A 21885-nucleotide genomic window follows, 5' to 3' on the forward strand; every position below is an offset into this window, starting at 1 on the left:
GTGGCACGCACTCCGCGGTCGGTCAGCGACGCCGGCGCGAGTCGATCACGCCGGTGTCGAAACCGGCCAGGTGCAGGCCTCCGTGGAAGCGGGCGTGCTCGACCTTCAGGCAGCGGTTCATCACGACCTGCAGCCCGGCGTCGGTGGCGCGGTCGGCGACGTCCTGGTCGAACAGGCCGAGCTGCAACCACAGCACCTTGGCGTGCGCGGCGATCGCGTCGTCGGCCACCTGCGGCAGGTCGGACGCCTTGCGGAAGACGTCGACGACGTCGGGCTCGCCGGGAAGGTCGGCGAGGGAGGGATAGACCTTCTGCCCGAGCAGCTCGGTGAGGCGCGGGTTGACGAACCACAGGTCGTACGTCGTCTCGGCCTGGAGATAGGTGGAGACGAAATAGCTTGCGCGAGAAGGGTTGTCGGACGCCCCGACGATCGCGATGGTGCGCGCCTGGCGCAGGATCGCCTGACGCTCGAGGGCGGACGGCTCGGTCCAGGTCATGCGTCGCCTCCCGGCTTCGTCGCGGCGTCGAGCGCCTGGTCGAGGTCCCACAGGATGTCGTCGACGTCCTCGATGCCCACGCTGATGCGCACCAGGTCGGGGCGCACGCCGCCGGCGACGAGCTGGTCGTCGTTCAGCTGCTGGTGCGTGGTCGAGGCGGGGTGGATGACCAGGGTGCGCGCGTCACCGATGTTGGCCAGGTGGCTGCACAGCCGGACCGCCTCGATGAACCGTTGCCCGGCCGCCCGCTCCTCGCCGTCGGGCGCGGCGACCCCGAACGAGAAGACCGCGCCCGGTCCATCGGGGAGGTACCGCTGCGCACGGTCGTGGTCGGGGTGGTCCGGCAGCCCGGCGTACGCCACCCACGCCACCCGCTCGTCCGCGGCCAGCCACTCGGCCACCTGCCGGGCGTTGCGCACGTGCTCGGTCATCCGCTGGGCCAGCGTCTCGACCCCCTGCAGCAGCAGGAACGCGCTGTGCGGCGACAGCGCCGCCCCGATGTCGCGCAGCTGCTCCGAGCGCAGCTTGGTGAGGAAGCCGTACTCGCCGAAGTTGCCCCACCACGACACCCCGCCGTACGACGCCACGGGCTCGGTCATCATCGGGAACTTGCCGTTGTCCCAAGGGAATCGGCCCGACTCGACCACCACGCCGCCGAGCGTCGTGCCGTGCCCACCGAGGAACTTGGTGGCGGAGTGGATGACGATGTCGGCGCCGTGCTCGATGGGGCGCAGCAGGAACGGCGTGACGGTCGTCGCGTCGACGACCAGCGGGATGCCCGCGGCGTGCGCGACCTCGGCGAGGCCCGCGATGTCGGCCACCGCGCCGGAGGGGTTGGCGACCGCCTCGACGAACACGCAGCGGGTGCGCTCGTCGATCGCCGCGGCGTAGTCGGCCGGGTCGCCACCACCCACGAAGACGGTGTCGACGCCGAACCGCCGCAGCGTCACGTCGAGCTGGGTGAGCGTGCCGCCGTAGAGGTTGGACGAGGCGACGATGCGGTCGCCCGCGCCGGCGAGCGCGGCGAACACCGCGAACTCCGCGGCCTGCCCGCTCGCGGTCGCGACGGCGCCGAGCCCGCCCTCGAGGCTGGCCATCCGCTCCTCGAGCGCGGCGACCGTCGGGTTGCCGATGCGGGTGTAGATGTTGCCGTACTTCTGCAGCGCGAACAGCGTCGCGGCGTCGGTGGTGTCGTCGAAGACGAAGCTGGTCGTCTGATAGATCGGCACGGCGCGCGCGCCGGTGGAGGGGTCGGGGACCGCTCCGGCGTGCACCGAGCGGGTGCGGAAGCCGAAGGTCCGGTCGCGCGGTCGGTCGGCGGTCATCGGGCGGCTCGCTTCACAGGCACGAGCGTAATCAGTCGCCCGCCGCGCGAAGCTCACCCCGCCAGGCGTCCCAGATGCCGGAGAGCCGGGAGCGGTGGGCCTGGTCCACCAGCTCACGGGCGTACGCCCCCGTCGCCGCGAGCGAGAAGCATGCCGGCCCAGCGTGGCCGGGCGCCGTCGCGCCGGGGGTGGTCGGGCCGGGTGCGGTCGCACTGGGGGTGGTCGGGCCGGGTGCGGTCGCACCGGCGGGGACGGTCTGCGCCGGCCGCCACCCGAGCGCGGTGACCGTGTCGACGACCCGGGCGCCCGCGAGCATCCCTGGCAGCAGGCAGGACTCGGCGTCGAGCGTCAGGTCCTCGACGAGCGCCGGCTGCCCGGCGAGGGTCATCCGGGTGCGGCAGTCGATCTCGCCGGGGCGCTCGCCGCTGCGGCCGAGCGCGACCCGGTCGCGCAGCAGCAGCCGCCCGGTCTGCTCGACCTGCACGTGCATGGTGCGCTCGACGCGCGCCCCCTCGGCCACCACCAGCGGTTCGCCGTGCCACACCAGCGTCGAGCCGGCACCCACGGCGACCGAGACGTCCCAGTGCGCCGGCTCGCCCCGCCCGTCGTAGGCCACGGTCCCGGCCACGTCGACCAGCTCCAGGGTCGCGCCGTCCTCGACCCGCAGGTCCAGGCTGACCCGGTCGCCACCCAGCAGGGTCGCACCGGTCGCCACCAGCGCGACCCGGGCGGTCCCGGCAGGCGATCGCAGCAGCCGCGGGGAGAGCAGCCCGCCGCGCAGCCGCACCCGCGGTCGCGCGCCGCAGCCGGCGACGTGGACCTGGGTCATGCGTGACGGTGACCCTGCACGAGCGCGTCCTCGTCGCGGGAGTGCGAGTGCGGCGCCATCGGGCCCGGGTCGCTGGGCACCAGTGCGCCACGACGGAACTCGGCGTACGTCCGGCGCACCCAGTCCGCCAGCTCACCGACCGACGCCGGGTCGCGCCGGGACAGCCCCACCACCGGTCGGCCGTCGCGAGCGGCGCGGCCCTGGTCGACCATCAGCTCGGCGTCGACGTCGACGTGCGGGGCCAGGTCGGTCTTGTTGACGACGAGCAGGTCTGCCCGGGCGATGCCGGGGCCGCCCTTGCGCACCACGTCGCCGCCGCCCGCGACGTCGAGCACGAACAGCTGGGCGTCGACGAGCGCCGGCGAGAAGGTGGCGGTGAGGTTGTCGCCGCCGGACTCCACGAGCACCACGTCGAGCGGACCGTGGTCGGCCTCCAGGTCCTCGACGGCGATGGCGTTGGCCGTGATGTCGTCACGGATGGCGGTGTGCGGGCAGGCGCCCGTCTCGACCGCCCGGATGCGGTCGGGCTCGAGCACGCCTGTGGCGCGGAGCATCTCGGCGTCCTCCTGCGTGTAGATGTCGTTGGTCACGACGCCGAGGCGCAGCTCGTCCGAGAGCGCTCGGCACAGCGTGCCGATGAGTGACGACTTGCCGGTCCCGACGGGTCCGGCGACGCCGAGACGCATGGCGCGGGTGGGTTCAGGCACGGAACAACCTCCTGGTGGTGCGGGCGTGGGCGTGCTGCCACAGCTCGCCGGCCGGGGCCGTGGCTGCGGGGATCTGGTCGGGGTCGGTCAGGCCGGCCACGGCCTTGACCACGCGCTCCACCTCGGGGGCGGCGTCCAGCGCCCACCCGACGGTGTCGAGCGGGTCGAGGGGCAGCAGCTTCAGCGCGGCGGCGCAGACCGACTGCACCTCGTCGTGGCAGACGACCCGGGCCAGGTCGTCGGAGCCGACCTCCAGCCGAAAAGCCAGGTGCGCCAACGCGATCGGCCGGGGGAGGACCCGGTCGACGGGCTCTCCGAGGCGGGCCAGCAACCGGCCGTAACCGCGGCCGAGCTCCACCTGCGCGGCGCGCACGACGTCGCTCGGCGTGCGCGCCTCCCAGGCCCGCAGGGCCGGCGCGGGGTCACCGGTGCTGCGCACCAGGTGCAGGGCGACGACGGCGGCACCGGCGTCGACGGCGACCGTGGTGCGCAGCCTCGCCAGCAGGAATCCCGGGACCTCCTCCCGCGACAGACCGGCCTGCACTGCGGGCTCGAGCCCGGCCGACTGGGTGTGGCCGCCGACCGGCAGGCGCCCGTCGGCGAGCAGCAGGGACATCGACGACATCGGTCCTCAGAACAGGGAGTAGAGCTGGGCCAGCGGCAGCCGGTCCACCGGCGCGGGCTGCACCCGCTGGCCGTCGATGTCGATCGCGAACGTCTCCGGGTCGATGTCGATGCGCGGCGTCGCGGCGTTGTTCACCATGTCCGCCTTGGTGACCTTCCGGGTGGATCGCACGCCGATCACGTTGCGCCGCAACCCGATCCGCTCGCCGAGTCCCGACTCTGCGGCCGCGGGGGCGACGAACGCGACCGACCTGGTCGCCGCGTCGTCCTGGGCGAGCGCCGGTCGCATCAGCACCGGCTGCGGGGTGGGGATCGAGGCGTTCGGGTCGCCCAGGGCGGCGTGCACGATGACGCCGGACTTGATCACCAGCGACGGACGTACGCCGAAGAACCGGGGGTCCCACAGCACCAGGTCGGCGAGCTTGCCGGGCTCGACCGAGCCGACCTCGTGGTCGATGCCGTGGGCGACGGCGGGGTTGAGGGTGTACTTCGCGACGTAGCGGCGGGCGCGCTCGTTGTCCGCGCGCTCGTCCGCGCTCAGCGGCCCGAACCGGCACTTCATCACGTGCGCCACCTGCCAGGTGCGGGTGACCACCTCGCCGATGCGCCCCATCGCCTGGGCGTCGGAGGAGGTGATCGACAGCGCGCCGAGGTCGTGCAGCAGGTCCTCCGCCGCGATCGTCGTCGCCCGGATGCGCGACTCGGCGAACGCCAGGTCCTCGGGCACCGCAGGGTTGAGGTGGTGGCAGACGATCAGCATGTCGAGGTGCTCGGCGACGGTGTTGACCGTGTGCGGGAGCGTCGGGTTCGTCGACCCCGGAAGGACGTTCGGCTGCGCGGCGATCGACAGGATGTCGGGCGCGTGACCGCCGCCCGCGCCCTCGGTGTGGAAGGCGTGGATCGACCGGCCGCCGATCGCGCGCAGGGTCGAGTCGACGAAGCCCGCCTCGTTGAGGCTGTCGCTGTGCAGCGCCACCTGCAGGCCGTGCTCGTCGGCGGCGCGCAGGGCCGCGTCGATCGCGGCCGGGGTGGCGCCCCAGTCCTCGTGCACCTTCAGCGCCGCCGCGCCCCCGAGCGCCTGCTCGGCCAGGCCCTCGGCGCTCACCGTGTTGCCCTTGCCCATGAGCAGCACGTTCACCGGCAGGGCGTCGAGCCCGCGCAGCACCGACGCGAGGTGCCACGGGCCGGGCGTGACGGTCGTGGCCTTCGAGCCCTCCGAGGGGCCGGTGCCGCCGCCGCCGAGCGTGGTCAGCCCGGTCGCGAGCGCCTCGTGCACCTGGCTGGTGGACAGGAAGTGCACGTGCATGTCGATGCCGCCAGCGGTGAGGATCTTCCCCTCGCCGGCGATCACGTCGGTGCCGGGGCCGATCTCCAGGTCCGGGTGCACCCCGTCGGCGACGTCGGGGTTGCCGGCGCGCCCGAGCGCGACGATGCGGCCGTCGCGCAGACCCACGTCGGCGCGCACCACGCCCCAGTGGTCCAGCACGACGACGTTGGTGACGACGGTGTCGAGCGCGCCCGCGGCGCGGCTGCGCACCCCCTGGGCCATCGACTCCCTGATCGACTTCCCGCCGCCGAAGACCGCCTCGTCGCCGCCCACGGTGAGGTCGTCCTCGACCTCGACCCACAGGTCGGTGTCGCCGAGGCGCACCTGGTCGCCCACCGTCGGGCCGAACAGGTCGGCGTACGCCGCGCGGTCGAGCTCAACCATCGAGCGCACCGCCTGCGGCGGGGGAGAGCCGGATGCCGGGGACGCGGCGGCGGCCGCCGAGGGCGACCAGCCGCACCTCGCGGGTGACGCCGGGCTCGAACCGCACGGACGTGCCGGCCGCGACGTCGAGCCGGAACCCGTCGGCCGCGGCCCGGTCGAAGGCCAGCGCGGGGTTCGCGTCGGCGAGGTGCAGGTGCGAACCGACCTGGATCGGCCGGTCGCCGGTGTTCTCGACGACCAGGTCGCGCGTCTCGCGGCCGGCGTTGAGGGTGATGGTGCCGGGGCGCACGCGGATCGCGCCCGGCCCCTCGTGCTGGGGTCTGCTCACGGTGCGGTTCCTCGGGGTGCCGGCGCGGACGTACGAGCAAGACGTCTCATGCGATGGGGTGGTGGATCGTGACGAGCTTGCGCCCGTCGGGGAAGGTCGCCTCGACCTGCACGTCGGTGACCAGCTCGGCGACGCCCGGCATGACCTGCTCGCGGGTCAGCACCTCGCGGCCCTGCTCCATCAGGTCCTCGACGAGGGCACCCTCGCGGGCGCGCTCGACGACCCAGGTCGAGAGCAGCGCGACGGTCTCGGGGTGGTTGAGGGCCACGCCCCGGGCCAGGCGGTCGCGGGCGAGCATGCCGGCGACCGCGAGCAGCAGCTTCTCGGTGTCGGCGGGGGTGAGGTGCATGACCGGCACTCAACGGCACCCGCGTTTCGGCCGTGTTTCGGCGGCGTTCGTCGCAGGTGAAACCTGCCGGGAACAACCCGTCGGGTGGTTTAGTTGATATGTCCATGAAGGCATTCGGGTTCCTCAGCTTCGGTCACTACTCGCCGCTCCCGGGTTCGCAGACGCGCACCGCCGGGGAGATGCTCCGGCAGACCGTCGACCTCGCGGTCGCGGCTGACGAGATCGGCGTCAACGGCGCGTACGTCCGCGTCCACCACTTCGAGAAGCAGGCCGCCGGGCCCATCCCGCTGCTGTCGGCGATGGCCGCCCGGACCAAGAACATCGAGGTCGGCACCGGCGTCATCGACATGCGCTAGCGCATGTCGCGGTTGCAACACTCGCCTTATCGGTCGCTCTCGCCGCCTTGCATGCGGTCGCGCAACGCCTCATCGATCTGTGTTGCCGCCGGTGCGCCGGCGAAACCGTTCTCAGCCACATAGACACGGCACGCCAGTGAGTGAACGAGTGTTGTCGGGAACAGGTCGATGCCGTCGACGAGAATCGTAGGCGAGCCTCCGAACCCAGTGTTCGCCGCTTCGGCCTCGGTCCCGATCGTCACCAGCTCGACAGGCACGGCCCCGAGTCCGAGAGCGTCCAGCGCTGCCCGTGCGTTGGCTTCGGCGATTCCCGTGTTCGGGCAGCCGGCGATGTGCAGCAGTTCCACCTTCATGAAGCTTCTTCCGTTCGTTCACCCTCAGCTGTCGTGCGAGGGGTCTGCGTGAGGAGGTTCAGACATACCAGGCCGACACCGGCGACGACGAAGACGTCGGCGACGTTCCCGACGAACAGGTCGCCGTAGGCGAGGAAGTCCGTGACGTGCCCCTGCCCGAACGCGGGCGAGTTCACGAGCCGGTCGACGAGGTTGCCGACCGCGCCGCCGAGGACCAGCCCCAGCGCGACGCCCCACCGCGCCCCGCGCATCCGTGCGGCAAACACGACCACCGCCACGGCGGCGAGGAGGCCGCTGATCGTGAAGATCCAGGTGGCCCCGGAACCGATCGAGAACGCGGCTCCGGGGTTGTAGACCAGCGACAGCCCGAACAGGTCGCCGACCAGCGGGATCCGCTCGCCCTGGGTCAGCTGCGCCGCGGCGAGGACCTTCGAGCCTTGATCGATCGCCAGAGCGAGCGCCGCGACGACGAGGGCGACGACGAGCGCCTGCCTGCTCCTCGTGGATGCCCCGCCCGTCGACTCGACGACAACGGCGTCCTGCGCAGTCACGCGGCGCTCTTCCGGGTCCGGGCAGCCCGCAGGCCGTTGAGGATCACGACGACCTCGGCGATCTCGTGCACGAGCACCACGGCCGCGAGCCCCAGGACGCCGAAGAGGGCGAGCGGGAGCAGGGCGGTGATGATCAGCAGCGAAAGGATGATGTTCTGGTTGATGATGTGCCGTCCGCGGCGGGCGTGGTCGAACGCACGCGGCAGCAGGCGCAGGTCGTGGCCGGTGAACGCGACGTCGGCGGACTCAATCGCGGCATCCGAGCCGGTCGCGCCCATCGCGATGCCGATGTCGGCAGCGGCGAGGGCGGGAGCGTCGTTGATGCCGTCGCCGATCATCGCCACAGCCCCCTTCTCGCCGAGTTCTGCGATCGCGGCGGCCTTGTCCTCCGGGCGCAGCTCGGCACGCACGTCGCCGATCCCGGCTTGGGCGGCGAGGGCGCGGGCGGTGCGAGCATTGTCGCCGGTGAGCATGGTGACCCCGATGCCCTGTGCGGCGAGGGTGCGGACGACCTCGGGGACCTCGGGACGCAGCTCGTCGCGGACGCCAATCGCGGCGACCGGCGTGCCGTCGCGGTGCACGATCACGACCGTCATGCCCTGCTCCTCCAGCCCAGCAACCTGCTCGCCGAGCGTCCCGGCGTCGAGCCAGCGCGGGCTGCCGACCGTGATCCGCGCACCGTCGAGGGTTCCCTCGATGCCGTGCCCGGCCTGCTCGGTCACACCGTCAGCCGCGGGGGCCCCGGGGGCCGCGGCGGTGATCGCGGCCGCAAGGGGGTGGGTGCTGTGCTGCTCGAGCGCGGCGGCCCAGGCCAGCGCCTGCTTCTCGGTCACGCCCTCGGCGGTGAGGACGGCGGTGACGGCGGGCTCGTTGCGGGTCAGGGTGCCGGTCTTGTCGACGGCGACGTGGCGGATCACGCCGAACCGTTCGAACACGGCCCCGGACTTGATGATCACGCCGAACTTGCTCGCCGACCCGATCGCGGCCACCACGGTCAGCGGCACCGAGATCGCCAGCGCGCAGGGAGATGCCGCCACGAGCACGACGAGGGCGCGGGTGATCCACAGCTCCGGGTCGCCGAGCAGCGACCCGATGATCGCGACGAGGGCGGCGAGGATCAGCACGCCCGGGACGAGGGGCCGGGCGATGCGGTCGGCGAGGCGGGCGCGGTCGCCCTTCTCTGCCTGCGCCTTCTCCACCAGGTCGACGATCGTGGTCAGCGAGTTGTCGGTGCCCGCCGCGGTCGTCTCGACCTCGAGCGCCCCAGCGGTGTTGATCGCGCCCGCGGAGACAGTGTCGCCGGGTTCGACTTCGACCGGGATCGACTCGCCAGTGATCGCGGACGTATCCAGGCTGGAGCGTCCCGTGCGGACGATGCCGTCGGTCGCGATCCGCTCACCCGGCCGCACCAGCATCAGCTGACCGACAGCCAGGTCCTTCGCCGGGACCTCGACCGATGCTCCGTCGCGGCGGATGGTCGCGGTCTCCGGGACGAGCTTGAGCAACGCCCGCAGCCCGCCGCGGGCACGGTCCATGGCCTTGTCCTCCAGCGCCTCAGCGATCGAGTACAGGAACGCCAGGGCGGCGGCCTCCTCGACATACCCGAGGATCACCGCGCCGACCGCGCTGATCGTCATCAGCAGGCCGATGCCGAGCTTGCCCTTGAACAGCTTCCGGATCGCGCCCGGGGTGAAGGTCGACGCGCCCAACAGCAGACCGATCCAGAACAGCACCAGCGCCGGGACCTCCAGCCCCGCCCACTCCAGCACCAGGCCGGTCAGGAACGCGACGCCGGAGAAGACCGGGACCATGATCCCGCGGTCCCGCCACCAGGGACGCGCCGCCTCCTCGGCTTCCTCTCCCGAAGTGGTCTCAGGCTCGTCGTGCTCGCAGCCGCACGCCGCGCTCACTCGCCCGCCCCCGTCCCGCAGCAACCCGGCACTGTGCACGAAGAGTCCACGCAGGGCGCGTGCTCGTCGACAGCGAGCGTCACGTCCACCAGTGCGGTGAGCGCCGCCGCCAGATGCGGGTCGGCGATCTCGTAGCGCGTCTGCCGCCCCTCCGGCTCGGCGACGACGATGCCGCAGTCGCGCAGACAGGTCAGGTGGTTGGAGACGTTCGAGCGAGTCAGCTCCAGCTCGCGCGAGAGTACGGCCGGGTAGCTCGGGCCGTCGAGCAGGGTCATCAGAATCCGGGAGCGCGTCGGGTCCGCCATGGCCCGGCCGAGCCGGTTCATGACGTCGAGACGAGAAGCAACAGTCAGCATGCACTGAACTATACAGTGTTGGCTGACTTATTGTCGACTCGCCAGGGCTGCCGCACGCGCTCCGCGCGCTTGCCCTCGGGAACCCTGGTCGCCTACTTTCGCCAGCGCGGCCACTTCGGCAGCCCGCGGTCCTTCCAGGTCTCCACGAGGCCAGCGACCCAGCGGACGGACGCGAAGAGCCCGTAGCTGGCCCCGGCGAGGCCCACACCGACCACGAGCCAGCGCCCGATTCCGAGCCACACGCTCCCGTTTACGTCCAGCGCCCACTGAGCGCCCGTGATGAGCCCGGCGATGCCCATCCAGAGCCCAGCGATGACCACGACCACCGGCAGGAGTGCGAGGCACATCGCGGCGGCAGCCGACCAGAGCTGACGGGTCTCCAGCTTCGCCGTGGCGGCGATGATCCGCTCGGCCCGCTCGTTCGACGCGTCGAGGTTTGCCGTCATCGTCGCCGAGGCCTCCCCGGTGACCTGCTCGACGGCCTTCTCGACCCGCTCCTCGGTGCGCTTCTCGATCCGCTGCACGGCTCCGCCGACCTGGCTCACGAGCTTCTGGTTCGCTGCGGCCTGCGCCTTGAGCCCCTCAATCGCCGAGGCCGTAGCCGCGTGATTCTTCTGCGCCTCCGCGACCAAGCTCCGCGACGCGGCGTTCAAGCTCTCGCCGTTGAGACTCCGCGCGAACTCGCCGAGCGTGCTCGCGATCTCGTTCTGCCTGCTCTCGATACTCGCGATCCTCGCGGACACGTCGCTGGAGGGCGAGGAGGTCGACGCCGGGGCCGCGATCCTCTCCAGCCGCCTCGTCGTCTCCTCGTCCATGACCTTCACGAACCCCGCGAGCTTCTTCTGCTGCTCGGCCAGCCGGTCGAGCCTCGCGTTCTGCGCCTCGACGGCGGTGAGGATCGAGGTCAACACCTCCATCGTCGCCGGACTGCCGAGCTGCTGCGGCGGCTGCTCGTGCGCGTTCTGCTGCTTCAGCCTGTCGAGCGCTGCGCTCATGTTCCTGCTCCTTCTGCTGCTGGTGGTAGTCGAAGAACGCGGCTGCGCCCTCCGGTGTGAAATCCGCCGAGAGCGCACTCGTGCGCTTGCGGCGCTCAGCGCGCCCGGACTCGCCGCGGCGGTCCTCGATGTAGAGCGTCCAGGTCTCCTGACCGGCGCGCTTGCCCTTCTTGCTGACTGGGCTGTGCAGGCGCATCCGCGGCACCCGCTCCCCGTCGCCGCCGAGCTGCTGGTTCTGCTCCGCGATCACCGCCTCAAGACCGGCCTTGTCCACCGACCGGGGATCGGCCAGGGCGGCGCTCATCCGGTCGCCCATCTCGCGGTCGAGACCGCCCTCGGCGAAGTCCTCGCGGCGCAGCTCCCAGTCCTTCGGGGCGTGCTCCAGCCGCTTCACGACCGAGAGGCCGTGATCGCGCATCAACTCGTCGTTCGCCGACTGCACGCCCCGCTGGTTCCCGGCTTTGCGGTCGTGGAACGTGCGGTAATCCGAGAGGGCCTTTCCGGTCCGGTTGCTGTGATTGATCACGAGGATGTGGTTGTGCGGCTTCTTGCCCCGACCATCCACGTGGCTGACCACGAGGCAGTCCGAGTCCGGGTGCATCTTCTTCGCGAGCTGGTAGCCCAGATCGTTCACCCGCTGCACGTCCTCCGGGCTGCTCGAGTCGAACTCCTCGTCGCTGAACGACTGCCGGTAGTGCAGTGCCTCGACGTCGCGCTTCGTGTTCTGCGTGAGCGCGCGGGCGCGGGCCGAGAATGCGCCGGGGCCTCCCGGCACGTCGCACGTGATCGCGACCCCGCGCTCGTCCTCCTTGCCACGGATGTAGCGCTCCGTGTCTCCGGCGCTGGTGCTCGGGCTGTAGTGCGTGGTGCTCATGAGTCCGTCCGATCCCCGAGCAGGGTCCGGACCTCGCGCAGCAGCTCGATCAGCTCGGGCACCTCCGCCGACAGCGCGACCGCCTCGCCGGCCCGCGCGCGGCGGTCCAGGTCGTTGACGTTGATCGCCAGCGGGCGCACCTGCGCGGCAAGCTCCCGGGCGTCCGCCGAGGCCTGCACGCGCGCCTCGACCCCGAGCAGGTGCGCGGCCACGGCGGCGTCCAGCTCCTCGCTCCGGGAGGCGTGCAGAGCATCGCGCACGACGCTCCGCACCCAGGTGCTCGGAGCCAGCCCGAGCCGCTCCGCACGAGTGCGCAGCGCCCCGAGCGTGGCCTCATCGAAGCGCGTATCAAGCCGCCCGCCGCCCCCACGACGACGCTTCGCGCCGCCGTGACTCTGGCGCACAGCCTCCGCATCAGCCCGACCGGTTTTCACCTGGGAGTCGGCCTGCTGCTCCACCTGTACGCCAGAGTGGCAAGCAGTAGGCCTGTCGGACACATCGCTGACGCTCGTGTCCTCCAGCCCTGCTTGCGAGGGGGCTCCGCCCCCTTCGATCCCCTGGAAGAGCGGGTGCTGATCGGCGCTCATGCCGCACCTCCGATCAGCGCCAGCGGCACGTCCGGGCTGCGCACCGCGAGCCCGCTCAGCAGTTCGACAACCGCGCTCTCGGCGTCGTGCTCCGCGGAGGTCTCCGGACCGTAGGTGAGCTCGCACGACGGAGCCACCTGCTGGTGGTACGAGTTGCCGTTGACGCCCGGCGTGTGCGCGGCCGCCGGAAGGCTGCACTGATGCCACTCGTAGGGCTCGATCTTCCCGATGTGCTGCACGAGGTAGCGGTTGATATCGTCGGCGCGGAACACCTTCACGACCGATGCCAGGCGACGGATGAACTGGTCCAGCGCCTCGTCCACGTTGCCCTTCTGGCGGGCGTAGAAGAAGAACTCGACCGGCTCGATGGTGGCCGTGATGACGATCAGTCGCGGAGCCACCTCGCCCTTGTTCTTGTAACGCGCCTTCGCCGGGGAGGCGTTGTACGGATCGAGCAGCAACAGCCAGTCGTTCGCATCCATCGCCGAAGCCCGCAGATCGTCGAGCAGCAGAACCTCCTCCCCGCGCCAGTCATCGAGCGGGTTGCCCGTCGCGGCCCGGTAGACCTGCCACCGCTCGCCGTTCGCGTTCGCCGCGTCAATCGCCGCCATGATGAAGTCCGTTGCGAACCGCGTCTTGCCGATCCCGGCATCCCCGTGGACGAACACCACATGCGTTGAGAAATCACCGGCGCGGAGCTTCGCTGCCGCCCGATACGCGCGGCGCTGACCATAGGCCGACAGTGCGTCGTCGATCTCCCGCTGATGCCGCGAGTAGATGTCGAACAGGCCATCGGTGAGCATGATCTGATCGCGCGTGATCTCGCCCTGGAGCACCCGCTCGCGCATGTCCTCGAAGTTCTCGGCGACGACCTTCTTCTTCACGTGGGCGCGGCCCTTGAGCCACGTCTCCCGGCGCAGGGCGTCGATGCCGAGGTAGTCCGGCCCGCGCACCGTGGCGACCTCCGAAGGGGCGTACTGGTGCTTGTCCGCGTACTTCACGTGCGTCAGGTACGACAGCATGTTGTCGAAGGCGTAGCGTCCGCGACCGGGCTTCTCGACGTACTGCGGCTCGACGCCGATGCCGGACGCGAGCCGATCCAGCGGCGCGCTCTTCGAACGACTGGCGAACTTGATCACCGCGTGCAGGTGATCCGGCTTCGGCTCGACCACGAGTGCCTTCTCCGTGTCGCTCCAGACCTCGCGCTCGTCCTTGTCGTGCACGATGCCGTAGGCCTCGACGACTTCGCAGCCGACCGCCTCGAGCCGCTGCACGATGTAGGTGAGGATCGGCCCGGCCCCCTGCTGGAGCAGCGCGGCCCCGTTCGCATCCTCGGCAGCCCAGGTCCAGTACGACGGATCGAGGTACTGCGTGAGTCCGATGCTCGTGGGGTTGTTCTCCTGCTTAGCCACGGCGACCACCGCCCGCGACATCGTAAGGAGCGTGCGGCGCCTTAAATGACCCCCTATTGACCCCCAAATGAGACCCCAAATGATCCCGCGAGGTCACGCGGCGGTGCGAGGGCGGAACCGGCTCCTGACCAGGCATGTTGGTGCATGGCGCGGCAATCGACAAGCCCTTGCCGCGCCCGTAGGAACGAATGAAGCTCCCGAAACTCTTGGAGTGCGGAACACGGCTTCCGGCGGTCATCACGACGACGGGCAGCCCGCCTCCGGCGGGTGCCAGGGCAGGCCCTCCGGGCGGGGTCAGGTCGGCGGACACGAGGGCGCTGGTGCAGTCGGTGGTGCTCATCGGGCACCGCCCTTGCGGTAGCGCTTGATGACGGCCTGATGCGTGACGCCGAGGGCATCGCCGATCCTCGCCCAGGTCACCCCATCGGCGCGGGCGTCGGCGACGGCGATCTCGACGGCTTCTTCCAGCACGGAGCGGAGCACGCCGAGGTCGTAGAGATGCGCTTCCGCGTCGGCGAGAGTGGGATCGCCCAGACGCCAGCGGAAGCCGTTCACGTGGTCGAAGGCAGCGGAGTTGGCGCTCATCAGCGACCACCACCCATCACGGCGGCGACGGCGGCGCGCTGGCGCGGGGTCAGCGGCGTGCTGGTCAGGCGCTCACCGGCACGACGACCGGCGGCGAGGGCAACGGCGATGACGGGATCGAGCCCATCAGCTTGCGAAACGGGGATCAGGTCCTGGTCGAGCCCAGGACGGTCCAGCGCGGAGGCGCGGGGAGCGTCGATAACGACAGACATCGGAAGTCCTCAAACATGAGTGTGCTTCCGGTTCCCCGCCACGGTAGTTGGGCTGTTTGACCGGCTACTCATCCGGGAGTAGAACCCGCGCTTCTAAGTCGCGGCCCCGGTGGGATCTTCTTGTCTGCAACCATTCTCCCATGACTCGACTCACCAGTCCACTGACGAGTCGACTCGCGTGTCAGTCGCGACGCGGCTCTATTCGAATGAGGTCGGGGTCGAACTTCACGTGACCCGGCGCGATGGGTTCGATGGTCACCGTTACCAGCTCGTCCACGAGCATCCGGCGGCGGTCCATGTCCAAGGCCTTCCACTTCGACTCGACGACCTCCCGGCGCTCCATGGTGCCGAGCGACTCGTCCACGTCCCCCAGCAGCTTCGCCGCCACCGACACCGAGCGGTCGAGTATCTCCGCGTCGATCTGGTCGATGCGGGCCTTTCCGCCCCTGATCGCCTCCGTGATCTCCAGGACGGGCTGGCGCACGTCCAGCAGCAGCGGGCTCAGCTCCTTGACGCGCTCGACCAGAGCGTTCCGCTCGGTCAGCAGCGCCTCGCGGTCCGGCCCGTCGTCCTCCTGCGGCATCACGAGGTCGTGCACGTCCACCGAAGACAGGCGGGTGAGCACCGCCTCGGTGACCATCGCATCGACGGGCTCGCGCTGGCGGGTGAGGTGGAACTGCTCGCCGCAGCGGTACGTCGGCTGCTTGCGGCTGTTGGTCCCCGAGACGAGCGTCGCGCCGCACTTCCCGCACAGGCCAATCGTGGACAGGAGGTACTTCGGCTGGTTGCCCTGCCTCGCCGACCTCCGCACGTTGTCCTCCAGCTTTGCCACCGCGGCCCGCCACGTCTGCTCGCCAACGATGGGCGGGAACGCGTCGCCCTGCACCGGGTACAGCTCGCCCGAGGCGTAGTGCTTGATGTAGCCAGCGTAGAGCGGGTTCGCCAGCAGGTACCGCACGGCATCGACGGAGAACGCCGACCCGCGCGCGGTCAGATGACCGGCGCTGTTCAGGTCCTCGCGGATGCGACGGATCGACAGCGACGGCTCGCCGAGGAACGCATCGAAGGCCCGCCGTACGGCGTCGGCCTCCGCCTCGATCAGCTCACCCTCCCTCGTCCAGCCGAACGCCTTCCAGGAGGACGCCGGGATGCCCTCGGCGCGGCGGCGCTCGTTCGACCTGATCTGACGCTCCGCCTTGCGGCGCGCCTCGAACCGCGCGAGAGCGGCGAGCATCGTCGCCCGGAACTCGCCGTCCGCCGTCGAGAGGTCGATCTCGCCGTCCACGGTGACGACGCGCAGGCCGAGGTCGATCAGCGTGTTCAGGTCCTTCGTGCTGCGCAGGAGGCGGTCCATGTCCACGGCGACGACCATCGAGAACCTGCCCGCGCGGGCGTCGTCCAGCATCTCGGCCCACCGGGTGCCAGCGCGGCGCTTCTTCGTCGCCGACACAGCGTTGTCGTCGTAGACCTCGACGACCTCCCAGTCCTTGGCCTCGGCGAGAGCCCTGATCTTCCGCAACTGGGTCTCGACCGTCCACCGGTCGCCCTTGCGATCCATCGAGGCGCGGACGTAGGCGGCGACCTCGTTCGTCTTCCTCAGCGATACCAGTTCAACCATGCAACCAAGCTTACGTGAACGAGTGTTGCAACCGCGATATAAGCTACGAGAACCCGCTGCAGCTCGCCGAGGAGCTCGGCGCGCTCGACCTGCTCGCCGACCAGCGCATCGCGATCGGCATCAGCCGAGGGTCACCCGAGACGGCGCTGCGCGGCTACGAGGCGTTCGGCTACACCGGCAGCAAGGACCCGCGGGGCGCCGACATCGCTCGCGAGAAGTTCGCCACGTTCCTGCGCGCCATCGACGGCGAGGGCATGGTCGAGGCCGACCCGGCGCGCGCACCGCGCGGCACGCTGCTGCCGATCACGCCGCAGTCCAACGGTCTTCGCGACCGCATCTGGTGGGGCTCGGCGACCCGCGAGACCGCCGAGTGGGTCGGGGAGATGGGCCTGAACCTGATGTCCTCGACGCTGCTCACCGAGGAGGCGGGCATGCCCTTCCACGAGCTGCAGCGCGAGCAGATCGACCGCTATCGCGAGGCGTACGCCGCCGCCGGGCACACACGACCGCCGCGGGTCTCGGTGAGCCGCAGCATCTTCCCGCTGGTCAGCGACGCCGACCGCGCCTACTTCGGCGGCCGCCCGGACAGCGACCAGGTCGGGATCATCGACGGCTACGTCTCGACGTTCGGCAAGACCTATGCCGCCGAGCCCGACGAGCTGATCGAGCAGCTGCGCGCCGACTCCGCGGTGATGGCCGCCGACACGGTGATGCTGACCGTCCCCAACCAGCTGGGTGTCGACTACAACGCGCACGTGCTCGAGGCGTTCGCCACGCACGTCGCGCCGGCGCTCGGGTGGAAGCCGAACACCGACGGCCCGGTGCGCGGCGACCGGATCGAGCTGAGCACGACGAGCTGAGCGGGACGAGCTGAGCGGGACGAGCCGGGCGAGCCCGACGAGCCGAGCCGGCACCGGCGTACGGCTCGTCGGGCTCAGCCCTGGACGTGGGCGAGCTCGCGCTGGTCGTCGGCCGCGGGCGAGTCGGGCTGCGCGGGCGCGAGCCGGCGGGGCCACCAGAACCGGTCCCCGAGGATGAGGGCGAGCGAGGGCACGAGCACCGTGCGCACGACGAGCGTGTCGAGCAGCACCCCGACGCAGACGACCACGCCGAGCTGGGCGAGGACGACCAGCGGCAGCACCCCGAGCACGGCGAAGACCGCGGCGAGCAGCACGCCCGCGCTGGTGATCACCCCGCCGGTCGCGGCGAGCGCCCGGAGCATCCCCTCGCGCGTGCCGTGGCTGCGGCTCTCCTCGGCGGCGCGGGTGACGAGGAAGATGTTGTAGTCGACGCCGAGCGCGACGAGGAAGACGAAGGCGAGCAGCGGTACGCCGTTGTCGAGTCGCTCGAAGCCGAGGACCTGGGTGAACAGCACCCACGAGATGCCGAGGCTCGCGAGGTAGGTCCCGACGACGGTGGTCACGAGCAGCAGGGGCGCGACGACCGATCGCAGCAGTCCGCCCAGGGCGATCACGACGAGTCCGAGGATGAGCGGCAGGATCAGCAGCCGGTCGCGCGAGGACGCCTCGGACTCGTCCAGCGCCTCGGCCTCGGTGCCGCCGACGTGCGTCTCGCCGGTGCCGGCCACGGCGGCGCGGATGTCGCGGACCGCCTGCTCGGCCGCGTCGGAGCCGGGGTCGGCCGTGAGGACGGCCTGGACCTGGCTGACGCCGCCCGCACCCTCGGGCGCACCCACGGCACGGGCCGAGCTCACCCCCTCGACGTCACCGACGACCCGCGCCAGCTCGGTCACGTCCGAGTCGCGGGAGACGATGATGACCGGGTCGGCCGAGCCCGCGGGGAAGGACTCGGCGAGCCGCTCCCCGGCCGCGATGGCCTCGGGCTTCTGCAGGAACTGGTCGGGGCCGTCGAGCCCCGTGCGGATCTGGGTCATGCCGGCCGCCCCGACCGCGAGCAGCATGATGGTCGCCGTCGCGAAGCGGGCGGGGTGGCGGCTCACGGCGTTGCCGATCCGGCGCCACAGCGAGCGCGAGTCGGCGAGGCTGACCTGGCCGGTCCGCGGCACCCGCGGCCAGAAGATCCACCGGCCGAAGACGACGAGCGCGGCGGGCAGGACGACGAGCACGAAGACCGCCGCGACGACGATGCCGACCGCGCAGGCCAGCCCCAGCCCGCGGGTGGCGGGGAAGGCCGACAGGAGCAGCGCCAGCAGGCCGAGCACGACCGTCGTGGCGCTCGCGAGCACGGCCTCGGCGGTGCGGGTGAGGGCGTGCGCCATGGCCTCGCGACGGTCCTCGCGGACCCGCAGCTCGTCGCGGTAGCGGGAGATGAGCAGCAGGGCGTAGTTCGTGCCGGCGCCGAAGACGAGCACCGAGAGGATGCCGACGGTCGACTCGTCCCAGGGGATGTCGACGGCCGCGAGGGTGTGCGTCGCGATCGTCGCGGCGAGCTGGTCTGCCACGCCGACGACGGTGAGCGGGACGAGCCAGAGCACGGGACTGCGGTAGGTGACGATGAGCAGGAAGGCCACGACCGCGGCGGTCGCCGCGAGCAGCCGCAGGTTCGCCCCGTCGAAGACGGCGGCCAGGTCGGCCTGGATGGCCGCGGGCCCGGTGACCTGCGCGGTGACCCCGTCCGGCAGGTCGGCGCGCACCTGGGTGCGCAGGTCGGCGACGACCTCAGCGGTCTGCGTCGCGTCCGCCGCGTCGACGGGCACGACGACGAGCGCCGCGCTGCGGTCGTCGGCCACCGTGGGCGGAGCCCCCGTCGCCCCGGGCAGCTCGCGCGCGAGGCCCGCGATGGCCCCGAGCTGCTGCGGGGTCAGCGCCGCGTCGCTGCTGAACAGCACGACCGCCGCCGACCCGTCGGCCTCGGGGACCTCCTCGAGCAGCTCGGCCGCCGCGAGGCTGTCGGAGCCGACGGGCATCGAGGAGGTGGTCGTCGGGCCACGCTCGGCCTGGCCGACGATGCCGATGACGGCGCCGGCGCCGAGCAGGGCGGCGAGGGCGAGCAGCCCCGCGACCCAGCGTCGAGTGATGAGGTTGGCGAGCCGTTGCATGGCCGTCCTTCGCTAGGATGGTTCGGGAAGTAACTCATTAAGTTACTAAGTAGGTGAGTGATATTAGCGACTCCAGGAAGCCCACGCCAGCCCGCCCCGCGCGGGGCGCCTCGGCGAACCCGCGCACGGCCGGGGACGAGGACGCGCGCACGACCGCGAGCTCGGTCGCCCCGGCGTACGAGCACTCCGCCTCGCTCGAGGCGCTCGAGGAGCTGGTCAACCTCGCGGCGCAGGTGCCCCAGGCCGTGGCACGCCGAGGCGGGCTGTCGGTCTCCGAGCTGCACTCGCTGCGGCACCTCGCCGCGACGCCCATGGGGCCGGTCGAGCTCGCCAAGGTGCTCGGCGTGACCTCGGCGGCCTCCTCCGGCGTCGTCGACCGGCTCGTCGCGCGAGGTCACGTCGAGCGGCGCCCGCGGGCCGACGACGGACGTCGCACCGAGGTCGTCGTCACCGAGTCCGGGCGGCAGGAGATCTTCGCCCTGCTCGCGCCGATGTTCGCCGGCCTCGCCGAGAGCGACAACGCCCTCTCCGACGAGGAGCGGGTCGTCGTGGAGCGCTACCTGCGCGGCGCGGTCGCCGCCCTGCGCGCGGTGATGTGACCGGGCCGCGGGCGGCAGGCCCCGGCTGAGCAGGCCGCGTGCGCGCCGGGTGCCTCGGTGCGCCCACCCGCACCCGACGTACGTCCTCGCGTGCCTGCCGAACCGGGCGCGGCCTGGACATAATGACCCGGGTGGAGGGCGAAGTCGTCGGGGGGAACCGGCTGACCGGTGTTGCCGGGCGGGGCGCGATGGGCGTGGTCTACCTGGCCGACCAGCTCGCGCTGAACCGTCGCGTCGCGGTGAAGGTCGTCAACCCCGCGCTCGCCGAGGACCCGGAGTTCCGGGCCCGCTTCCAGCACGAGGCGCGCATGGCGGCCGCGCTCGAGCACCCGCACATCGTCCCGGTCTACGCCGCGGGCGAGGACCGCGGACGCCTCTACCTGACCATGCGCTACGTCGAGGGCACCGACCTCGCGACGGCGCTGCGCCGGGACGGGCCGATGCCGCCGGCGCTCGCGGTCGAGGTCGTCGAGCAGATCGGGTCGGCGCTCGACGCGGCGCACGCACGCGGCCTGGTGCACCGCGACGTCAAGCCGGCGAACGTCATGCTGACCTGGAGCGAGGGGCGGCCGCACGCCTATCTGACCGACTTCGGGATCTCCAAGCTCGTCGGTGCCGCCGGTCCCACGCGGACCGGGATGGCGCTGGGGACGCTGGACTACATGGCCCCCGAGCTGCTCGTCGGGGACCCCTACGACGGCCGCGCCGACCTCTACGCGCTCGGCGCGGTGCTGTTCCAGGCGCTCACCGGCCGCGTCCCGTTCCCGCGCGGCACCGATGCCGCGCGGATGTACGCCCACCTGCACGACCCCGTGCCCGAGGACGAGCGGGTGCCGCCGGCGCTGATGTCGGTGGTGCGCAGGGCGATGGCCAAGCAGCCGGCCGAGCGCTACGGCACGGCGCGCGAGCTCGCCGCGGCGGCGCGGGCGGCCCTCGGCGGGCGCCCCGAGACCGGCGCGCCCGCGCCCGGGTCGGCGACGTCGTACGAACGGGTCGGCGGGGTGGGTCAGCCGCGCCAGGACCAGCCGCGGCGCGCGGTGCTGCTGGGTGGCGCGGCGGGACTGCTGGCAGCCGCGGGTGTCGGGGGAGCGCTGTGGTGGCAGTCGCGCGAGGAGGGTGATCCGACGGTGCGAAGCGCTGGATCCGGTTCTCCCACAAGCGAAGCCACGCTTCCGGCCACCGAGCCCGCGGGGCGGGTCCTGCCCACGTCGAAGGTCTACTCCGTCGGCCCGAAACCGCAGGACCTGCAGGAGGTGAGCGGCTACTTCTTCAGCCTGAACAGGGGCGACAACAGCTTGTCGTGCATCCTGCAGGACTCGGAGACCGTCAAGACCTACCAGCTGGACGCGGAGCCCCTCTACCTGCTCGAGGGCCGCAGGAAGGTCTGGTGCGTCAACGCCTTCCACGAGATGATCCCGATCGACCTTCAGACCATGGCGGTGGGCCAGGCGGTGCCGATGCCCATGAAGACCAGCTACGACGGGACGTCCGACGGCGATAGGTGGGGGTGGATCGCCAGCGCGCCGGCGGGCATCTACCGGTTCGACCTGGAGACGGGGGAGAAGGACCTCGACGTCCGGGTTCCTGCCGGCGCGGTCATCAACAGGGTCGCGGTGATGGACTCGCGGGTCTACGGCCTCGACATCAGGAAGCGGCTGCTGCACCGCTACAACGCCGCGGACGGTTCGTTGGCCGGTGACCCGGTGCAGGTGCCCGAGGGGTCCTTCGTGGTGGCGGAGCTGGGCAAGCAGCTGATCGTCGGTGGTGGCAAGGCCGGGGCGCGGGTGCTGCGCGGCGATCAGCTGGTGACCCCCGCCATCTTCCGCGACACCAGCGACGTCAACGCGATCATCGGTGATGACTTCAGCGTCTGGGTGGCCTTCACCAGCAACAAGGAGATCCGTCGCGCGCGGATGGACCTGTCCGGGTGGATCGGCGCCCCGGTCCGGGGTGTGCCGTTCGGCCCGCGGTTCATGGCGGGGCTGGGCTCGGGACAGCTGTTGGTGCTTGACGAGGGCACGTCCAAGGTGACCACCGTGACGATCACCCCGCTGCGCTGACCCGCACCCGACGTACGCCCTCGCGCCCC

Annotated in this window: 22 protein-coding genes and 2 pseudogenes; 4 read left to right on the forward strand and 20 right to left on the reverse strand. The window is 71.6% G+C overall.

Annotated features, from left to right (window positions below; translation table 11 throughout):
- Window positions 1–22: 22 nt before the first annotated feature.
- From FB554_RS01095 to FB554_RS01130, 8 genes are read right to left on the reverse strand one after another with little or no spacing between them, the layout of a single operon-like run.
- Window positions 23–496, reverse strand: a complete 474-nt coding sequence (locus tag FB554_RS01095; protein WP_142004252.1) for a CoA-binding protein — start codon at window positions 494–496, stop codon at window positions 23–25.
- Window positions 493–1821 (reverse strand): O-acetylhomoserine aminocarboxypropyltransferase/cysteine synthase family protein, encoded by a 1329-nt coding sequence (locus FB554_RS01100; RefSeq protein WP_142004253.1) that lies wholly within the window; start codon window positions 1819–1821, stop codon window positions 493–495. The genes FB554_RS01095 and FB554_RS01100 overlap by 4 nt, the downstream gene beginning before the upstream one ends.
- Window positions 1822–1852: 31 nt before the next feature.
- Window positions 1853–2650: an urease accessory protein UreD gene (locus FB554_RS01105; protein ID WP_142004254.1), complete on the reverse strand. Its 798-nt coding sequence runs from the start codon at window positions 2648–2650 to the stop codon at window positions 1853–1855.
- Complete coding sequence (ureG, locus tag FB554_RS01110; protein ID WP_236022206.1) at window positions 2647–3357, reverse strand: urease accessory protein UreG; 711 nt, start codon at window positions 3355–3357, stop codon at window positions 2647–2649. Before ureG ends, FB554_RS01105 begins: the two co-directional genes overlap by 4 nt.
- Window positions 3350–3982, reverse strand: coding sequence for an urease accessory protein UreF (locus FB554_RS01115; RefSeq protein ID WP_142004255.1), 633 nt, complete (start codon window positions 3980–3982; stop codon window positions 3350–3352). Before FB554_RS01115 ends, ureG begins: the two co-directional genes overlap by 8 nt.
- A gap of 6 nt (window positions 3983–3988) precedes the next feature.
- Entirely contained in the window at window positions 3989–5692 is a 1704-nt protein-coding gene (locus tag FB554_RS01120; protein ID WP_142004256.1) for an urease subunit alpha, read from the reverse strand.
- The gene (locus FB554_RS01125; RefSeq protein WP_142004257.1) at window positions 5685–6020 is read right to left on the reverse strand and encodes an urease subunit beta; all 336 of its coding nucleotides are present in this window, start codon (window positions 6018–6020) and stop codon (window positions 5685–5687) included. The genes FB554_RS01120 and FB554_RS01125 overlap by 8 nt, the downstream gene beginning before the upstream one ends.
- 46 nt (window positions 6021–6066) lie before the next feature.
- On the reverse strand, window positions 6067–6369 hold the full coding sequence (locus FB554_RS01130; RefSeq protein WP_142004258.1) for an urease subunit gamma: 303 nt from the start codon (window positions 6367–6369) through the stop codon (window positions 6067–6069).
- Between the two features lie 104 nt (window positions 6370–6473).
- Between FB554_RS01130 and FB554_RS01135 the strand changes: the two are divergent.
- Window positions 6474–6722 (forward strand): annotated as a pseudogene (locus tag FB554_RS01135) (LLM class flavin-dependent oxidoreductase); the annotation flags it as partial.
- Window positions 6723–6751: 29 nt separating this feature from the next.
- Here FB554_RS01135 and FB554_RS01140 read toward each other — a convergent pair.
- From FB554_RS01140 to FB554_RS01195, 11 genes and pseudogenes are all read right to left on the reverse strand, one after another.
- Window positions 6752–7078 carry a thioredoxin domain-containing protein gene (locus FB554_RS01140; RefSeq protein ID WP_019175589.1) on the reverse strand — a complete coding sequence of 109 codons (327 nt, stop codon included), beginning with the start codon at window positions 7076–7078 and terminating at the stop codon, window positions 6752–6754.
- On the reverse strand, window positions 7075–7629 hold the full coding sequence (gene lspA / locus FB554_RS01145) for a signal peptidase II (protein WP_077350329.1): 555 nt from the start codon (window positions 7627–7629) through the stop codon (window positions 7075–7077). Before lspA ends, FB554_RS01140 begins: the two co-directional genes overlap by 4 nt.
- On the reverse strand, window positions 7626–9539 hold the full coding sequence (locus tag FB554_RS01150) for a heavy metal translocating P-type ATPase (protein ID WP_174718230.1): 1914 nt from the start codon (window positions 9537–9539) through the stop codon (window positions 7626–7628). The genes lspA and FB554_RS01150 overlap by 4 nt, the downstream gene beginning before the upstream one ends.
- The gene (gene cmtR, locus FB554_RS01155) at window positions 9536–9895 is read right to left on the reverse strand and encodes a Cd(II)/Pb(II)-sensing metalloregulatory transcriptional regulator CmtR (protein ID WP_077350333.1); all 360 of its coding nucleotides are present in this window, start codon (window positions 9893–9895) and stop codon (window positions 9536–9538) included. Before cmtR ends, FB554_RS01150 begins: the two co-directional genes overlap by 4 nt.
- Window positions 9896–9987: 92 nt before the next feature.
- On the reverse strand, window positions 9988–10890 hold the full coding sequence (locus tag FB554_RS17895) for a hypothetical protein (protein ID WP_343074628.1): 903 nt from the start codon (window positions 10888–10890) through the stop codon (window positions 9988–9990).
- Window positions 10891–11302: 412 nt separating this feature from the next.
- A pseudogene (locus tag FB554_RS17900) lies at window positions 11303–11764 on the reverse strand (relaxase/mobilization nuclease domain-containing protein); the annotation flags it as partial.
- Complete coding sequence (locus FB554_RS01170) at window positions 11761–12351, reverse strand: hypothetical protein (RefSeq protein ID WP_142004260.1); 591 nt, start codon at window positions 12349–12351, stop codon at window positions 11761–11763. The gene FB554_RS01170 and the pseudogene FB554_RS17900, both read right to left, overlap by 4 nt.
- The gene (locus FB554_RS01175; protein WP_142007352.1) at window positions 12348–13772 is read right to left on the reverse strand and encodes a Rep family protein; all 1425 of its coding nucleotides are present in this window, start codon (window positions 13770–13772) and stop codon (window positions 12348–12350) included. Before FB554_RS01175 ends, FB554_RS01170 begins: the two co-directional genes overlap by 4 nt.
- Window positions 13773–14099: 327 nt before the next feature.
- Window positions 14100–14348: a hypothetical protein gene (locus FB554_RS01185; protein WP_077350343.1), complete on the reverse strand. Its 249-nt coding sequence runs from the start codon at window positions 14346–14348 to the stop codon at window positions 14100–14102.
- Window positions 14348–14560: a hypothetical protein gene (locus tag FB554_RS01190; RefSeq protein WP_077350345.1), complete on the reverse strand. Its 213-nt coding sequence runs from the start codon at window positions 14558–14560 to the stop codon at window positions 14348–14350. The genes FB554_RS01185 and FB554_RS01190 overlap by 1 nt, the downstream gene beginning before the upstream one ends.
- A gap of 181 nt (window positions 14561–14741) precedes the next feature.
- Entirely contained in the window at window positions 14742–16178 is a 1437-nt protein-coding gene (locus tag FB554_RS01195; protein ID WP_138572852.1) for a recombinase family protein, read from the reverse strand.
- Between the two features lie 14 nt (window positions 16179–16192).
- Here FB554_RS01195 and FB554_RS01200 point away from each other — a divergent pair, with 14 nt between their 5' ends.
- Entirely contained in the window at window positions 16193–17038 is an 846-nt protein-coding gene (locus FB554_RS01200) for an LLM class flavin-dependent oxidoreductase (protein ID WP_142004261.1), read from the forward strand.
- A gap of 74 nt (window positions 17039–17112) precedes the next feature.
- Here the strand turns inward: FB554_RS01200 and FB554_RS01205 are convergent, their stop codons facing one another.
- Complete coding sequence (locus tag FB554_RS01205; RefSeq protein ID WP_142004262.1) at window positions 17113–19197, reverse strand: MMPL family transporter; 2085 nt, start codon at window positions 19195–19197, stop codon at window positions 17113–17115.
- A 53-nt stretch (window positions 19198–19250) separates the two neighbouring features.
- Here FB554_RS01205 and FB554_RS01210 point away from each other — a divergent pair, with 53 nt between their 5' ends.
- The gene (locus tag FB554_RS01210; RefSeq protein ID WP_236022209.1) at window positions 19251–19796 is read left to right on the forward strand and encodes a MarR family winged helix-turn-helix transcriptional regulator; all 546 of its coding nucleotides are present in this window, start codon (window positions 19251–19253) and stop codon (window positions 19794–19796) included.
- A gap of 131 nt (window positions 19797–19927) precedes the next feature.
- A complete protein-coding gene (locus tag FB554_RS01215) occupies window positions 19928–21856 on the forward strand; it encodes a serine/threonine-protein kinase (RefSeq protein WP_170206741.1) in 1929 nt (642 codons plus the stop codon).
- Window positions 21857–21885 lie beyond the last annotated feature (29 nt).

This window comes from Barrientosiimonas humi, from assembly GCF_006716095.1.
Taxonomy (GTDB): domain Bacteria; phylum Actinomycetota; class Actinomycetes; order Actinomycetales; family Dermatophilaceae; genus Barrientosiimonas; species Barrientosiimonas humi.

Coding starts and splice junctions, on each gene's coding strand:
- FB554_RS01095 (WP_142004252.1), bottom strand. CDS start 496: ATGACCTGGACCGAGCCGTCCGCCCTCGAGCGTCAGGCGATCCTGCGC.
- FB554_RS01100 (WP_142004253.1), bottom strand. CDS start 1,821: ATGACCGCCGACCGACCGCGCGACCGGACCTTCGGCTTCCGCACCCGC.
- FB554_RS01105 (WP_142004254.1), bottom strand. CDS start 2,650: ATGACCCAGGTCCACGTCGCCGGCTGCGGCGCGCGACCGCGGGTGCGG.
- FB554_RS01115 (WP_142004255.1), bottom strand. CDS start 3,982: ATGTCGTCGATGTCCCTGCTGCTCGCCGACGGGCGCCTGCCGGTCGGC.
- FB554_RS01120 (WP_142004256.1), bottom strand. CDS start 5,692: ATGGTTGAGCTCGACCGCGCGGCGTACGCCGACCTGTTCGGCCCGACG.
- FB554_RS01130 (WP_142004258.1), bottom strand. CDS start 6,369: ATGCACCTCACCCCCGCCGACACCGAGAAGCTGCTGCTCGCGGTCGCC.
- FB554_RS01140 (WP_019175589.1), bottom strand. CDS start 7,078: ATGAAGGTGGAACTGCTGCACATCGCCGGCTGCCCGAACACGGGAATC.
- cmtR (WP_077350333.1), bottom strand. CDS start 9,895: ATGCTGACTGTTGCTTCTCGTCTCGACGTCATGAACCGGCTCGGCCGG.
- FB554_RS17895 (WP_343074628.1), bottom strand. CDS start 10,890: ATGAGCGCAGCGCTCGACAGGCTGAAGCAGCAGAACGCGCACGAGCAG.
- FB554_RS01170 (WP_142004260.1), bottom strand. CDS start 12,351: ATGAGCGCCGATCAGCACCCGCTCTTCCAGGGGATCGAAGGGGGCGGA.
- FB554_RS01185 (WP_077350343.1), bottom strand. CDS start 14,348: ATGAGCGCCAACTCCGCTGCCTTCGACCACGTGAACGGCTTCCGCTGG.
- FB554_RS01190 (WP_077350345.1), bottom strand. CDS start 14,560: ATGTCTGTCGTTATCGACGCTCCCCGCGCCTCCGCGCTGGACCGTCCT.
- FB554_RS01195 (WP_138572852.1), bottom strand. CDS start 16,178: ATGGTTGAACTGGTATCGCTGAGGAAGACGAACGAGGTCGCCGCCTAC.
- FB554_RS01205 (WP_142004262.1), bottom strand. CDS start 19,197: ATGCAACGGCTCGCCAACCTCATCACTCGACGCTGGGTCGCGGGGCTG.